Annotated in this window: 14 protein-coding genes; 8 read left to right on the forward strand and 6 right to left on the reverse strand. The window is 63.5% G+C overall.

Annotated features, from left to right (window positions below):
- Window position 1 precedes the first annotated feature (1 nt).
- The 6 genes from rfbC to ISM_RS03850 all read right to left on the reverse strand — a co-directional run bounded on the left by rfbC (window position 2) and on the right by ISM_RS03850 (window position 6,020).
- Complete coding sequence (gene rfbC, locus ISM_RS03825) at window positions 2-565, reverse strand: dTDP-4-dehydrorhamnose 3,5-epimerase (RefSeq protein WP_040617832.1); 564 nt, start codon at window positions 563-565, stop codon at window positions 2-4.
- 137 nt (window positions 566-702) lie between these two features.
- Entirely contained in the window at window positions 703-1,986 is a 1,284-nt protein-coding gene (locus ISM_RS03830) for a TRAP transporter large permease (protein ID WP_040617833.1), read from the reverse strand.
- Entirely contained in the window at window positions 1,979-2,506 is a 528-nt protein-coding gene (locus tag ISM_RS03835) for a TRAP transporter small permease (protein WP_009812800.1), read from the reverse strand. The genes ISM_RS03830 and ISM_RS03835 overlap by 8 nt, the downstream gene beginning before the upstream one ends.
- A 62-nt stretch (window positions 2,507-2,568) precedes the next feature.
- A complete protein-coding gene (locus ISM_RS03840) occupies window positions 2,569-3,549 on the reverse strand; it encodes a TRAP transporter substrate-binding protein (RefSeq protein WP_009812801.1) in 981 nt (326 codons plus the stop codon).
- A 76-nt stretch (window positions 3,550-3,625) separates the two neighbouring features.
- Window positions 3,626-4,507, reverse strand: coding sequence for an NAD(P)-dependent oxidoreductase (locus tag ISM_RS03845; protein ID WP_009812802.1), 882 nt, complete (start codon window positions 4,505-4,507; stop codon window positions 3,626-3,628).
- A gap of 25 nt (window positions 4,508-4,532) precedes the next feature.
- Window positions 4,533-6,020: an aldehyde dehydrogenase family protein gene (locus tag ISM_RS03850; protein ID WP_009812803.1), complete on the reverse strand. Its 1,488-nt coding sequence runs from the start codon at window positions 6,018-6,020 to the stop codon at window positions 4,533-4,535.
- A 250-nt stretch (window positions 6,021-6,270) separates the two neighbouring features.
- Here ISM_RS03850 and ISM_RS03855 point away from each other — a divergent pair, with 250 nt between their 5' ends.
- The 8 genes from ISM_RS03855 (at window position 6,271) to ISM_RS03890 (ending at window position 14,270) form a co-directional block, all read left to right on the forward strand.
- Window positions 6,271-7,050 carry an IclR family transcriptional regulator gene (locus ISM_RS03855; RefSeq protein WP_083780893.1) on the forward strand — a complete coding sequence of 260 codons (780 nt, stop codon included), beginning with the start codon at window positions 6,271-6,273 and terminating at the stop codon, window positions 7,048-7,050.
- Between the two features lie 236 nt (window positions 7,051-7,286).
- Window positions 7,287-7,799, forward strand: a complete 513-nt coding sequence (locus ISM_RS03860; RefSeq protein ID WP_040617834.1) for a TRAP transporter small permease — start codon at window positions 7,287-7,289, stop codon at window positions 7,797-7,799.
- Window positions 7,800-7,808: 9 nt separating this feature from the next.
- Window positions 7,809-9,113: a TRAP transporter large permease gene (locus ISM_RS03865; RefSeq protein ID WP_009812806.1), complete on the forward strand. Its 1,305-nt coding sequence runs from the start codon at window positions 7,809-7,811 to the stop codon at window positions 9,111-9,113.
- 46 nt (window positions 9,114-9,159) lie between these two features.
- Window positions 9,160-11,400 (forward strand): alpha-ketoacid dehydrogenase subunit alpha/beta, encoded by a 2,241-nt coding sequence (locus tag ISM_RS03870; protein ID WP_009812807.1) that lies wholly within the window; start codon window positions 9,160-9,162, stop codon window positions 11,398-11,400.
- Window positions 11,397-11,855, forward strand: coding sequence for a VOC family protein (locus ISM_RS03875; RefSeq protein WP_009812808.1), 459 nt, complete (start codon window positions 11,397-11,399; stop codon window positions 11,853-11,855). The genes ISM_RS03870 and ISM_RS03875 overlap by 4 nt, the downstream gene beginning before the upstream one ends.
- The gene (locus tag ISM_RS03880) at window positions 11,855-12,817 is read left to right on the forward strand and encodes an NAD(P)-dependent oxidoreductase (protein WP_009812809.1); all 963 of its coding nucleotides are present in this window, start codon (window positions 11,855-11,857) and stop codon (window positions 12,815-12,817) included. Before ISM_RS03875 ends, ISM_RS03880 begins: the two co-directional genes overlap by 1 nt.
- Complete coding sequence (locus tag ISM_RS03885) at window positions 12,817-13,038, forward strand: hypothetical protein (protein WP_009812810.1); 222 nt, start codon at window positions 12,817-12,819, stop codon at window positions 13,036-13,038. The genes ISM_RS03880 and ISM_RS03885 overlap by 1 nt, the downstream gene beginning before the upstream one ends.
- Before the next feature lie 71 nt (window positions 13,039-13,109).
- Window positions 13,110-14,270: a TRAP transporter substrate-binding protein gene (locus ISM_RS03890; RefSeq protein WP_009812811.1), complete on the forward strand. Its 1,161-nt coding sequence runs from the start codon at window positions 13,110-13,112 to the stop codon at window positions 14,268-14,270.
- The last annotated feature ends 58 nt before the right edge of the window (window positions 14,271-14,328 follow it).

A 14,328-nucleotide genomic window follows, 5' to 3' on the forward strand; every position in this document is an offset into this window, starting at 1 on the left:
CTCACCCCTCCCAAACAAACGGCGTGTCGAAAGCGGCAAAGCTCTGCGCCGCGCGATCCTTGTCCGACAGCACCGCCGCGGATGCCTCGATCCCCCAGTCGATGCCGAGATCGGGATCGTCGAACCGCACCGCGCCATCGCATTCCGGCGCATAGAAATCGCTGCATTTATAGATCACTTCGGTGTCCGGCTCTCGCGTCACGAACCCGTGCAGAAACCCCGCCGGGATGAGCAATTGCCGGCCATTGTCAGCGCTGAGCTCAACCCCCACCCATTTGCCATAGCTCGGCGAGCCGCGTCGCACATCTACCGCCACATCATAAAGCGCACCACGCCCGCAGCGCACCAGCTTGGCCTGCGCATGGGGTGGCGACTGAAAATGCAGTCCCCGCACCGTGCCCACATCCCGCGACAGCGAATGATTGTCCTGCACAAACGCGATCTCGATCCCCGCCTCTTCCATCACCCGCTGGTTCCAGCTCTCGCTGAAGAACCCGCGCGCATCGGCAAACCGCCGTGGTGTGAGGATGAGAACCCCGGGCAAATCCGTCTGAGTAATCTCCAAGGCAAGCTCCTAAATCAAAACCCTTCCCACCCCGCCACAGCCTGCCCAGCAGACCGGGCCAAGGCTACACCTTAGGTGTTAATACATTGTCGATGCTCGGTCTATTGCTACCGCCTAGTGGCCGGGACACCCAGCCCTTAGAACCCGCTCACCTCAGGAAGCCATGTCGACAGCACCGGCATAAAGGTGATCGCCAAGAGCGCCAGGGCCAGCGCGATAAAGAAGGGCGGCATCTCACGGATGAGCGTCGAGGGTTTGAGCGCAACGGTAGACGAGACGATGAAAATCAGACTGCCCACCGGCGGCGTCGTCAGCCCCAGCGTCAGGTTGACGATCACGATGATCGCGAAATGGTTCGGATCAATGCCCAGGGCAAAGCTGATCGGCGCAAGGATCGGCACCAGGATCATCACTCCCGGCAGCGGGTCCATGAACAGCCCAAAGACGAGCAACAGCAGGTTCACCGCCAAGAGGAACACGATGGGCGACAGGTCCCAGGCGATGATCGTCTCCGCCAGAAACTGCGGAATGCCCTCGATGATCAGATTCCAGGCAAAGGCCCGCGCCGCCCCAAGGATGAGCAGCACCGCCGCCGAGGTCAGCGCCGCGCGCAGGATGATATCCGGCAGATGCCGCAGCTTGAGCGAGCGATAGACGAACATCCCCACGATGAGCGCATAGAACACCGCGATGACCGACGCCTCGGTCGGGGTAAAGACGCCAAAGCGGATGCCCCCGACAATAAGCAGGATCAAGAGCAGCGCCGGCACCGCGTAAAAGGCAATCCGCGCGATCTCCGCCATCCCCGGCATCGGCGCGCCCGAGGCATAGCCGCGCAGATGGCTCATCCGGCCATTGGCGATCAGAACCGCCAGCGTGATCACCAGCCCCGGCAAGACCCCCGCCATGAAGAGCGAGCCGACCGAGACATTCTGATCCTGCATCGCATAGATGATCATGGTAATCGACGGCGGGATGATCGGCCCGACGACCGAACTGGCGATTGTCAGCGCCCCGGCATAGGCCCGGTCATAGCCACCCTTTTCCATCATCCGGATCATCATCGTGCCCGGCCCCGCCGCATCGGCCAGCGCACTGCCGGAAATCCCCGCGAACATGGCCGAGCTCACCACATTGGCGTGCCCCAGCCCGCCGCGCAGATGCCCAACCAGCGATTGCGCGAGGCGCAGCACCGCCTGGGTGATCGCGCCGCCGGTCATGATCTCGGCCGCGAGGATAAAGAACGGCACTGCCAAGAGCGGAAAACTATCGAGCCCCGAGAACATCTCTTTCACAAGGACGATGTTGGGATAGGTCGATCCGAAACTCACCGCCGCAAAGACGGAAATCGCCATGGCAAAGGCTACCGGCACGCCAAGGGCCAGCAATAGGAACAGGCAAGGAAAGAGGATCTCAGCCACTGGCAGCTCCGGGCATCGTGTCAGCCGTGCCATCGTCGCTCGCGCGGCTCTTGAACTGCCCCGCCAGAATAAAGGGCCGCGCGATCAGGCACAGATGCACGATCAAGAGCGAGAACCCCACCGGCATGGCGGCATAGACATAAAGAAACGGCAGGCGCAGCGCAGGCGTGACCTGAAACTGCATCCGCTGGGCATATTGGATGCCGACATGAACCATATAGCCGAAAAACAGCAAGAGCCCGAGGGCTAGCACCGCGCGCATCACCTGCTGCCCCCGATTGGGAAGCTGTTCCTGCAGATTGGTGATCGCCACATGCCCGCCATAGCGCAGCGCAAGCCCCGCGCCGCTGAACGTCATCCAGATCATCAGATAGCGTGCCGCCTCATCCGCCCAGCTGAGCGATTGCCCGGTGAGATAGCGCAGCCCGATATTGGCCCCGACGATAAGCGTCATCGCCCCCAGCATCGCGATCAAGGCCCAGCCGTTCAACAGCACAAAGAGATGTTCCAGTCGTTTCACGCCATGGCCTCGTCAGCTCTGGGGAAAGGGCCGGCACCCCATAGGACGCCGGCCCCAAAGGATCACTCGAAATTGACGATCGAGTCGACCAGGTCCTTGCCATAGGTCTCGTAATAGCCCTCATAGGCCGAGGCGATAGCCTCTTGGAACTTGGCTTTTTCTTCTGCCGACAGCGCGTTGACCTTCATGCCGCGCTCCTTGAGTGTCTCGACACCCGAGGTCTCGACATTGTCGACATAGCCGCGCATCGCTTCGACACCGGCCGCTGCCGCCTTTTCAAACGCCGCTTTCTGTTCGTCGTTGAGCCCGTCCCAGAACGGCTTCGACACCAACAGCATGGCGGGCGAATAGACATGGCCCGACAGCGTCAGATATTCTTGCACTTCGTCGAGCTTGACCGACACGATCACCGAGAGCGGGTTTTCCTGCCCGTCGATCACGCCTTGCTGCAGCGAGGAAATCACCTCGGGCCAGGCCATCGGGGTCGGCGCCGCGCCCATCGCGTTGAACGCCGCCAGATGCACCGGGTTTTCCATGGTGCGGATCTTCAGACCTTCAACATCCGCCGGGGTCTCGATCGCATTGCGGTTGTTGGTGATATGGCGAAAGCCCTGCTCGCCCCAGGCCAGACCATGCAGGCCGACGGCGTCGAACTTGGCGAGGATCTCCTGCCCGATCGGCCCGTCGAGAACCGCCCGCGCATGGCTCAGATCCCGGAACAGGAAGGGGATGTCGAACACGCCGGTGTCACCGACGAAATTGGCCAGCGTCCCCGACGAGACGATGGTCGCCTCAACGGTGCCGAGCTGCAGCCCCTCGATCACTTCACGCTCGCCGCCAAGGCCGGACGAAGGGAAATGCTTGAAGCTGAACTGATCGCCGGTCTCGGCCAGCAGAACTTCTTCGAACTTGGCCGCCGCGACGCCGTAATGGCTGTCGGGGGCGAGCGCGTAACCGATCTTGATCTCGGTTTCGGCAAGGGCCGGCAGGCCCAGCGCCGCGAATGTCCCGGCAGCGGCCAGAACGCGCAGATTGAATGTCATGGATAGTCCTCCCAATGAATATGTCATCTAGTACACAAGCTGATTTTGCGGGGCAAGCCCGCCTCAGCCGATCCCCCTAATCGTTCGCCTGCACACGAAACAGCCGGATAAGCTCTGGCAGGTAGGCGCCGCCCTCCCCGGCCTCGATGGGCGCGGCAATCGCTTGCGCCACCCCGTCGGCAATCGTCGTCTGGGCGCCCGCCGCCTCGGCCATGGCCCGGAAATAGTCGATATCCTTCTGCGCATTGCTGATCGCAAAGGGAAGCCCGTTTCGGTCGCCCTCGGTGATATAGGGCGCCAGCCGGTCGAGCGCGGCACTCGCACCGCCGCCCGCGCCCAGCACCTCGGCAAAGGTCCGGCCATCGATGCCGCTGTCCGCCGCATGGGCCGCCGCCTCCGCCAGAAGCGTCATAAAGCCGATAGAGACGTAATTGTGCAAAAGCTTGAGCTGATGCCCCTGCCCCAGCGCGCCCACATGCACCACCTCTTCGGTAAAGGAGGCAAGAACCGGCCGCACTTGGTCGAGCACCTCCGCCGCACCGCCCACCAAGAGATTGAGCGTGCCCGCATGGGCATGGTTCGCCGTCCGCGTCATCGGCGCGTCGAGATAGGCCCCGCCCGCCGCCGCAACAATCTCGGCCATGCGCCTCGTGGTCTCGGGCAGCGAGGTCGAACAATCGACAATCACCGTGCCAGGCTTGAGCCCGGCAAGCAGCCCGCCCTCGCCGGTGACCACCGCCTCGACCTGCGGCGCGCCGGTGACACAGAGGATCACCACATCCGACGCCGCCGCCACAGAACCCGCGCTGTCATGGCGTGTCGCGCCAAGCCCGATGAGCTCATCCACCGGCTGGTTGCCCGGATGGTTCAGAAACCCGAGGGCATAGCCGCCCTTGCGCATCACATTACGGGCAATCCCATGGCCCATGAGGCCGACGCCCACGATCCCGACTGTCATCTCTCGTCCCTCCTCGACCATCCCATCACTCGGCATTGATCCAGATCGCCTTGGTGTCGAGATATTCCTCGACATGTTCGCGCCCGCCTTCGCGGCCATAGCCCGACATCTTGACCCCGCCAAAAGGCACCGCCGGGTCAATCGCATGGTACATATTGACCCAGACCGACCCCGCCTTGATCCGATGCGCCAGTTGATGCGCCGTGCCAAGATGGGTCGAAAACACCCCAGCGGCGAGCCCATAGGGCGTCGCATTGGCGCGCTCGACCACCTCGTCCAGCGTGTCAAACGGCAGCGCCGAAATCACCGGCCCGAAAATCTCTTCGCGCGCGATGGTCATCTCGTCGGTGACACCGGCAAACACCGTCGGCTTGTAGAAATGCCCGTTCTCGAACGCCGCCCCCTCGGGCGCCGCGCCGCCGGTCATCACCTCCGCGCCCTCGCGCCGCCCGGCCTCGAGATAGCCGCCAATCCGCTCGGCCTGCCGCGCCGAAATGATCGGGCCGATCTCGGTCTCTTCGTGGATACCATGGCCGAGACGCAGCCCGGCGGCATACTCCGCCACCCGGCGCACGAACTCGTCATGAATTTCCCGCGCCACAAAGAGCCGCGACCCCGCAATACAGATCTGCCCCGAATTGGCGAAAACGGACATGGCCGCCACCGGCACCGCCTTGTCGATATCCGCATCGCGGCAGACGATCACCGGGGATTTCCCGCCGAGCTCAAGCGCCACCCGCTTGAGATTGCCGGTCGCCGCCCGCGCGATGGCCTGCCCCGTCGCGGTCGAGCCGGTAAAGACGATCTTGTCGACCCCGGGATGCGCCGCAAGCGCCGCCCCGGCATCGGACCCATGACCCGTCACGATGTTGAGCACCCCATCAGGAAGCCCCGCCTCCTGCATCAGCTTGGCGATCAACAGCACCGTCAGCGACGCCTCTTCCGAGGGTTTGAGAACCACGGTGCACCCGGTGGCCAGCGCCGGCCCAATCTTCCAGATCGACCCCGCAATCGGCGCGTTCCACGGAATGATCGCCCCCACCACGCCCACCGGCTCGCGCACGGTCGAGGAATAGATCTCGCCAGGGAAAGAATTGGGAATGGTCTCGCCATGGATGGCCACCGCCTGCCCCGCGTAATAGCGCAGCATGCCGAGAACCCGACGGCTGTTGGCCAGCGTGCGCTGAATCGGCATCCCCATATCGAGCGTATCCGACAGGCAGAGCGTCTCCCATTCCGCCTCGAACCGCTCGGCAATGCGCAGCAACAGCGCCTGCCGCTCGAACGGCGTGAACTTGGCCCAGGGCCCCTCGAACGCCGCCCGCGCCGCCGCGACGGCCGCGTCAATGTCCTCGGCCCCGCCCTTCGGCACCGTGGCCAAAAGCCCGCCATCGGCCGGGTTGCGCGCCTCCATCACCTCACCCGATTGCGCCGCACACCACTTGCCACCAATCACCATGGGGCGAAAACCCCCGTCATAGAGCTTTGCCACGCGCGCCTGCCAATCCGTCATATCTTTCCCTCGCCTAAAGGATGTTTCATAGGGGTCAGCGCGTATGTGCCTCAGGATGCGACGGGGTACAATGGGGCCTTATGCCGAACAGAGCCAGCGCCGGGCGACTTGCTGCCGGGAAAGCTGACCTCACAGCAGGGAACGATCCGACACTCAAATGCTCTGGCAAAAAACCTCGCATCTGGTCAGAATGCTTCGGATCACGGCGTGCCCTTGGCTGACCCCGTGACGAGGTCAGGAGAAGTGGCGCATGTCGAAACACCCAGCTGAATTGAAACCGACCGCCACTGGAACGGTCGCCAAGGCGATGCAGATCCTGACCCTGGTCACCGCCCCACCCCGGCATTTCTCGACCGTGACAGAAATCGCCGAAGAGCTCGCCATCCCCCGGCCTACGGCCACCCGTCTCGTCAACAACCTGATCAAGCTTGGCATGCTCAAACGCGAAGGCGGCGGCAAGAAAATCATTGAAGGCGACGATCTGGTCGGTTTGGCCAGCGCCGCGCTGACCGGATCAGCGAGCCGCGGACCGCGCCATGAAATCCTGCACGAGCTGGTGCTGGCCACCCGCGAAACCGCGAATATCGGCACATTGGTTAACGGTCAGGTCGTCTATCTCGACCGGGTCGAGGCGCTCTGGCCGTTGGCCTTCCGCCTCGAAGTTGGCAGCCGGGTGCCGCTCTATTGCTCCGCACTGGGCAAGCTGGTGCTGGCGATGATGCCCGAGGTGCAGCTTGCCAAATACCTCGAAACGGTGGCGCTACGCCCGCTGACCCAGAACACGATCCAGACCCGGGACGCGCTCGCCAAAGAGATCGCGCAGATTCGCAAGGACGGCATTTCCGTCGATCGCGAAGAATGTTTCGAAGGGGTGATCGGCATCGCAGTGCCGGTGATCGCGGCCCCGCCCACCATCGGGCTCGCGCTCGTCGCGCCCAGCAGCCGCCAGACCCCCGAAGGCCTGCGCCAATTGGTTCCGCTGATGCAGGATGCGGCCGAACGACTGGCAAAATGCTACAGTTCCGAGTGAGCTGAGCCCCCGCTTTCCGCCCCATCCCCCCAATTTCTGTCGCGACTACATGGGCTTGCACCTGTGCAAAAGAAACGTTGACTTATGTCCACTATGTGATCAACTATTAATCACATAGTGGACATGCTAACGACTTGGGAGGGGAGTTGCATGAGGGAGGAAACGGCACGAGATCTGCCGCCCGGCTTGCGAGCAGGGGCGCAGACACATGGCCCGCAGAGCGGGACGCACGCATCATGACCCGGCTTTTGAACAGGTGGCATGATGCAGAGCGTCTGGCGATGCTCTGGCTCTACGCTTTCATCACCGTCACCATCATCATCGAGGTGCTGCGGCGTTTCGTTTTCGATTTCTCATCGATCTGGGGCGAAGAGGCCGCACGCTATGCCTTTATCTATCTGGTCTGGATTGGCGCCGCCGTCGGTGTGCGCAACCGCTCGCATATCAGCTTTTCGATTCTCGTCGACATCCTGCCCGCCCGGGGCGCCGCGACCTTTTCGATCTTCGGCAATCTGGCCGTCATGACCTTTGCAGGCTTCGCGCTCTACTGGTCGATCGAGCCGGTGCTGACCTCGCTCAAATATGGCTCTGTCTCCGAAGGGCTGCAACTGTCGCGCGCATGGTTCCTCGTCGCGGTGCCGCTTGGCTTCACCCTGGTGATGCTGCGCGCCATCGAGGCGACCATCGCGGACATCCGCGCCTTCGCCTCCAATCGCCGCCCGCCCTCGGGCGAAAAGCTCTTCGATTAAGGATTTCAGATGCTCTATGGTGGTGTAGAAACGACGCTCGAGCTTGGATGGGATGTCATCGGCCCGCTCCTGCTGTTACTGGTCCTCTTCCTGTTCTCGGTCCCCGTCTGGGTGTCGCTCGGCCTGACCGCGCTGGTCATGCTCTGGTCCACCGGGGTGCTGCCGCTCTCGCTTCTCGGCGAAAGCCTGTTCAGCGGCGTCGACCACTACGCCCTGATCGCCATCCCGCTCTACCTGCTGACCGGTGATGCGCTGGTGCGCACGGGCCTGTCCAAGAAACTACTCGATTTCGCCGAGGCCACGATGGGCTCGCTGCGCTCGGGCATGGGCACGTCGACGGTGCTGGGTTGCGGATTTTTCTCGAGCATCTCTGGATCGGACGCCGCAGGCTGTGCCGCCGTCGGACGGATGACCTACAGCCGCCTCGTCGAAAAGGGCTATCCGCCCAGCTATGCCGCGGCCCTCGTCGCCGCCGGCTCCTGCACCGGTATCCTGATCCCGCCCTCCATCGCCTATATCATCATCGGCATGATCCTCGGCATCTCTGCGGCGAGCCTCTTTGTCGCGGCCATCGTGCCCGGCGTGCTGGTGCTCGTGTCGATCATGATCACCAATACCATCCTGAACCGCATTCATGGCTATGAGAACAGCAGTAGCACATTCTCCTTCCGCAACTGGCTCGCGGCACTGTGGAGCGCGAAATTCGCCCTCTCCATCCCGCTGATCATTCTCGGGGGCATCTATTCCGGCATTTTCACCCCGACCGAAGCCGCCGCCGTGGCCGTGGCCGTCACCCTGATCATCGGCTTTGCCAGCGGCACGCTCACCATGGCACAAGTGCCCGCGATGCTGTGGAGCTCGGCCAAGGTCAACGGGATCATCGTGCCGATCATCGCGGTCGCGCTGCCGCTGGCTCAGGCGCTGGCGCTGGTTCAGGTCCCCCAAGGCTTTGCCCAGTTCATCCGCGGCATCACCGACGATCCAAATCTGACCATCCTGCTGATGCTCGGGGTCTTCATCATCGCGGGCTGCGTGATGGAGGCGACACCGAACATCGTCATCCTCGCCCCGATCATGTTCCCGCTCGCGCAGGAAATCGGGATGAACGACATCCAGTTCTGCATTTTCCTGATCACCTCGCTGGGGGTCGGCTTCATCACGCCGCCGCTAGGGCTCAATCTCTTCGTCATCTCCTCGGTCACCGGCGACTCTATCCTGTCGGTCGCGGGACGCTCGTTGCCTTACGTCTTCTCGATGTTGCTCGTCGTCCTGCTGATCGCCTTTGTCCCGGCCATTTCGACATGGTGGATGTGATGCACCCAACCCCTTTTCAACGCGCTGTTTCAACAAGAGGCCTCCTATGACTTCCGAACCTTCTTCGCCCTTGGCCACAGATCAATTCGCCGCCAAGCTCGAGCCTCTGACGGTCGACACCCCCTGCTGGACCCTGACCACGGACGAAACCGATCTGCGCGCCGTGCCAGTGGCCGAACTGGCACGGATGCTCGAACAGCTCTTTCTCATCCGCCATTTCGAAGAACGTCTGCTCGAGCTGAGCAAAGAAGGCCTGCTGCACGGCCCAGCCCATGCCAGCATCGGCCAGGAAGGCGCCGCCGTCGGCCTAATGTCGGCCCTGACCTCCGGCGACAAGATCAACGGCACCCACCGGATGCACCATCAGTTTCTGGCCAAGACGCTCAACCATGCGCTGGTCGCCGAATATGATCCGCTCGATCAGGGGTTTCCGCAGGCTGCCCAAGAGGTTGTGTTCAAAACCTACTCCGAAATCCTCGGTCTCAAATCCGGCTATTGCGGCGGCCGTGGCGGCTCGATGCATCTGCGCGAACCCGAGGCAGGCGTGCTCGGCTCCAACGCCATCGTCGGCGGCAACATCCCCCATGCGGTGGGCTATGCGCTGGCTGACAAGATGCGCGGCGAACGGGCCATCTCTGTCGCCTTCTTCGGCGATGGCGCCATGCAGATCGGCACCGCCTATGAGGCAATGAACCTTGCCGCGCTCTACACGACCCCGACCGTCTTTGTGGTCGAAAACAACCAATATGCGGTCTCGACCCATGTGTCAGAGCAGACCCGCGAAACTCGCCTGAGCCTGCGTGGCCTTGGCCTCGGCATCCCTTCGATCACTTTCGACGGCATGGATGTCATCGCCGCCCGCCGCGCCATGGAAACCGCCCGCAAGATCATCGAGACCTCCGGCGGCCCGGTGCTGCTCGAGGCCCGCACCTATCGCCACCTCCACCAATCCGGCCCGCTCAAAGGCAGCGCCTTCGGCTATCGCGACAAGGCCGAGGAAGACGCCTGGCTCGCCCGCGATCCGGCCACGACCCTGCCTCAGCAGATCCTGCGGGCCGGCCTGCTCACCGAGGCCCAGATCGACACGCTCCGCAGCCGGGCCACCGCCGCAGTCGATGACACTCTGGATCGCTTGATCGAAGGTAGCGGCAAGGACCGTCGTCTCAAACCCGATCTCTGGCCCGATCCTGCCACCGTCGAATACGGCATCCGGGGCGACCTCTCGGAACTCGCGGACAAGCGCCATCTCGAAGAACGCGACCTCACTGCCGAAACCGGCGTCGAGGCGAAATTCCACGATGTCATCTCCGAAGTCATGCTGCGCAACATGGAGAAATTCGACGGGCTCTTCGTGCTCGGCGAGGATGTTCACCGGCTGCGCGGCGGCACCGCAGGCGCGACCCGCGGCATCGCCGAGCGCTTTCCCGACCGTCTCCTCGGCACGCCGATCTGCGAAAATGGCTTTACCGGCATGGCCCTCGGCGCGGCGCTCAATGGCGCGCGCCCGGTGGTCGAAATCATGTACCCCGATTTCTCGCTCGTCGCCGCCGATCAGCTCTTCAACCAGATTGCCAAGGTGCGCCACATGTTCGGCGGTGACTTCCCCGTGCCCGTCGTCGTGCGCAGCCGTGTCACCCAGGGCACCGGCTATGGATCGCAGCATTCGATGGACGCCTCGGGGCTCTTCACCCTCTATCCGGGCTGGCGCGTTGTCGCCCCCTCGACGCCGCATGACTATATCGGGCTGATGAACGCGGCCATTGCCTGCGACGACCCGGTCCTCGTGGTCGAATATAACGAACTCTTCCAGAACAAGGGCCAGGTCCCCACGGGCGATTGGGATTACATCATCCCCTTCGGCAAGGCCCGCATCGCCCGCCCCGGCACACAGGCGACCATCCTCACCTATGGCCCGATGGTCGAGAGTTGCACCAAACTCTGCGACAGCACCGGGCTCGATGCCGAGGTGATCGATCTGCGCACGCTCGACCCGCTCGGGCTCGATTGGGAAACGATCACCGCCAGCGTGGCCAAGACCAACGCGCTTTTGATGGTCGAACAGACCACCCGCGGCACCTCCATCGGCTCGCGGGTGGTCAACGACGCCCAGCGCCGCCTGTTCAACCATCTCGACTATGAAATCCTTCATGTGACCGGCACGGAATCCTCCGCCGTGGTCTCCAAAGTGCTCGAAGAGGCGGCCTTTGCCCGCCCCGCCGATGTCGAAGCCGCGCTGCGACAGGTCATCTCGGACCGCCATCCCGCCCTGCAAGGAGCCTCCGCATGAGCGTCGCCCATCTCATCGAGCGGGTGCACCACACCGCCCTCTGCGTGCAGGATTTCGACCAAATGTACGATTTTCTCACCGGTTTCCTCGGCTTCGACACCGAGGGCGCCAAGGCCGAACGCGACGCGCCGGAACTGGCAACGGTGACCGGGATGACCGGGGCCCATATCCTCTGGGCTCTGCTCCGCAAAGGGTCGCACCGGATCGAGCTCTTTCAATATCTCGCCCCGGCGGGCAAGGCCACGCCCCCGGCCCAATCCGACACCGGCTTCACCCATCTGGCCTTCAGCGTGAGCGATGTCGACGCCATCCATGACGCGGCCGTCGCGGCAGGCCACCGCCCGATCTCTGCACCGCAGGTCATGCGCGGCGGCGTGAGCCGCGTCTTCTACCTGCGCGGCCCCGAGGACATCGTCGTCGAGTTCATGGAATTCGCGGACCGGAGGAACGCCTGATGACCTATCTCCCCCTGCCTAAGGTTCCCGCCCGCCGCGTCGCCTTCATCGGGCTCGGCACCATGGGAAGCGGCATGGCCGCCCGGCTCGTCGCCGCGGGCCATGAAGTACGCGGCGTCGATATCGACAGCGCCCGCCTCGCAGCCTTTGAAGAGGTGGGGGGCCTTCCGGCCGCCTCGGTGGCCGAGGCCTGCGACGGGGCCGAGATCATCATGACGATCCTGCCGCGCGACACCCATGTCCGCCAAATTTGCCTCGGGGCCGGCGGCATCGCCGACAGCGCCGCCCCCGGCACGCTGGTGATCGAGATGAGTACGATCTCTCCCGAGGCCAGCCTCGACATCCACGACGCCCTGACGTCCAAAGGACTGCGCGTGCTCGACGCCCCCGTCGGCCGCACCCCCAAGGACGCCCAGAACGGCGCGCTCCTGATCATGGCGGGCGGCCGCGCCGAGGACTTCGCCGACGCCGCGCCGGTGTTCGCACCGCTGGCCGACAAGATCGTCCATCTCGGCCCCAAGGGCAGTGGCATCCGCATGAAGATCGCCAACAATTACATGTCGATGGTCAGCATGGTGCTCACCGCCGAAACCCTCGCCATGGCCCGCAAGGCCGGGATCGACACAGATGCCGCGGTCGAGGTCCTGCAAAACACCACCGCCGGACGCGGTCAGATCAACGTGAACTACCCCAAAAAGGTGCTGCGCGGCGATATCAGCCCGGATTTCCCCCTCGCCATGGGGGCCAAGGACATCTCGCTCGGGGTCGGTCTCGGCAAGAGCCTCGGCGTGCCGCTCTTTCTCGGCGCCAACGCGGGCGAGCTGTTCAACCTCGCCGCCAGTCAGGACATCCGCGATTGGGACTGCACCGCGATGCTGGTGCTTATCGAACGGCTCGCAGGGCTGCCCGACCGCGCTCTCGCCCAAGACACTGACCAGAACAAGGACAAGGAAAGCTCGTGATGACGCAAGACCGCCGCAGAACCGCGCCGCATCGGCTCATCGGCCTCGCCGCCACCGCCATCTTCGCGGTCTTCGCAGGCAATATCATTCTGGCCAAGATTTCCGCCGAAATGGGGCTCTCCATGCCCCGCCTGCCCGCCCGGACCGAATTCGCGCTTTTGCTCGCGGCCACCGGTCTCGGCGTGCTGTTTCTAATCAAAGAAGAACGCAGAAAGGGATGAGCCCCGGCCAGTTTTGACCAAGCCATTTCTGACACTGCGTCACCCCCCATCGCAACAGAGGAGGACCCACGATGGATCCGGAAAAGACACTTACAGACACCCCAAGCAATGAAGACCGCCGCAACTTTCTCAAGCTCGCGGGCACCGCAGGCTTTACCGTCGCCGTCGCGGCAGTAGGCGCCGGAACGCTCGGCGTCGCTCCCGCCGAGGCCCAGACCGCCAAGGAAGAGGCTGATCGCGAGGCGGCGGCAGAGCATGTGATGACCATCGCCACCGCCTACCGTCTCGGCACGACGCGGACCTTCCCGGTGATGCAGCTGCATCTCAAGGAAAACATCCAAAACGCCAGCCGTGGCAAAGTCTATGTCCGGCTCGTGCCCAATGGCTCGCTCGGCGCCGGTGCGGCGCTGGCCGAAAAGGTGCAAAACGGCACCATTCAGGCGGCCCAGCATTCGATGGCCAATTTCGCGCCCTTCGCGCCCGCCGTCGACATCATCAACCTGCCTTTCTGGTGCGGCGAAAACCAGAAATTCGTCAATCTCGTGACCTCCGACATCTGGAAGGCCGAGGTCGACGCGCGCGTCGCCGCAAGCGGCTTCAAAGTGCTGCTCTATCAGCCCGTCGATCCCCGCACCGTGAGCCTCCGACGCGGCCTGCGCGATGCGCCGGTCAAAACCCCCGAGGACATTCGCGGCCTCAAATTCCGCGTGCCGGGCTCCAAGATCCTCGCCCAGACCTACAGCATGCTCGGCGCGAACCCGACGCCCATCGCCTGGGGCGAAACCCCCTCGGCTCTGCGTCAGGGCGTGGCCGATGCGCTCGACCCCAACACGATGGGTCTCAACCTCTTTGGCTTCAAGGATATCGTGGAACACGTGACCTTCACCCGCACCGTGCCCGATGGCGGGGTCTATTCCTGCAATATGGGCTGGCTTGAAGGGCTCGATACCGACACCAGAGAAGCCGTCGAATGGGGTGCGCATATCACCTTCCTGCAGAACCTCGCTCAGGTGCCCTCCTCGCGCAACTACGCGATCAACGAGATGTCCGCCGCCGGGGTAAATTTCTACGCCCCGACCGAGGACGAACAGGCCCAGTGGATCGAAGCCGCAGGCGCGCAAAAGCCCGAATGGGACGACGTCAAGAAAGAGCTCGTGGGCTCGCTCGCAACCTTCGACAAGCTCAAGGAAGCCGCTGACAATTTCGGCGGGCTCTACGTCCACGACGCTTGATCCCCACGCATATTCTCCGGGCCCTCGCGGCCCGGAGACCCCCACCACCCCCGGCTCT

It is taken from the genome of Roseovarius nubinhibens ISM (assembly GCF_000152625.1).
GTDB classification, from domain to species: Bacteria; Pseudomonadota; Alphaproteobacteria; order Rhodobacterales; family Rhodobacteraceae; genus Roseovarius; species Roseovarius nubinhibens.

Coding starts and splice junctions, on each gene's coding strand:
- ISM_RS03840 (WP_009812801.1), bottom strand. CDS start 3,549: ATGACATTCAATCTGCGCGTTCTGGCCGCTGCCGGGACATTCGCGGCG.
- ISM_RS03845 (WP_009812802.1), bottom strand. CDS start 4,507: ATGACAGTCGGGATCGTGGGCGTCGGCCTCATGGGCCATGGGATTGCC.
- ISM_RS03850 (WP_009812803.1), bottom strand. CDS start 6,020: ATGACGGATTGGCAGGCGCGCGTGGCAAAGCTCTATGACGGGGGTTTT.
- ISM_RS03855 (WP_083780893.1), top strand. CDS start 6,271: ATGTCGAAACACCCAGCTGAATTGAAACCGACCGCCACTGGAACGGTC.
- ISM_RS03860 (WP_040617834.1), top strand. CDS start 7,287: ATGACCCGGCTTTTGAACAGGTGGCATGATGCAGAGCGTCTGGCGATG.
- ISM_RS03865 (WP_009812806.1), top strand. CDS start 7,809: ATGCTCTATGGTGGTGTAGAAACGACGCTCGAGCTTGGATGGGATGTC.
- ISM_RS03870 (WP_009812807.1), top strand. CDS start 9,160: ATGACTTCCGAACCTTCTTCGCCCTTGGCCACAGATCAATTCGCCGCC.
- ISM_RS03875 (WP_009812808.1), top strand. CDS start 11,397: ATGAGCGTCGCCCATCTCATCGAGCGGGTGCACCACACCGCCCTCTGC.
- ISM_RS03880 (WP_009812809.1), top strand. CDS start 11,855: ATGACCTATCTCCCCCTGCCTAAGGTTCCCGCCCGCCGCGTCGCCTTC.
- ISM_RS03885 (WP_009812810.1), top strand. CDS start 12,817: ATGACGCAAGACCGCCGCAGAACCGCGCCGCATCGGCTCATCGGCCTC.
- ISM_RS03890 (WP_009812811.1), top strand. CDS start 13,110: ATGGATCCGGAAAAGACACTTACAGACACCCCAAGCAATGAAGACCGC.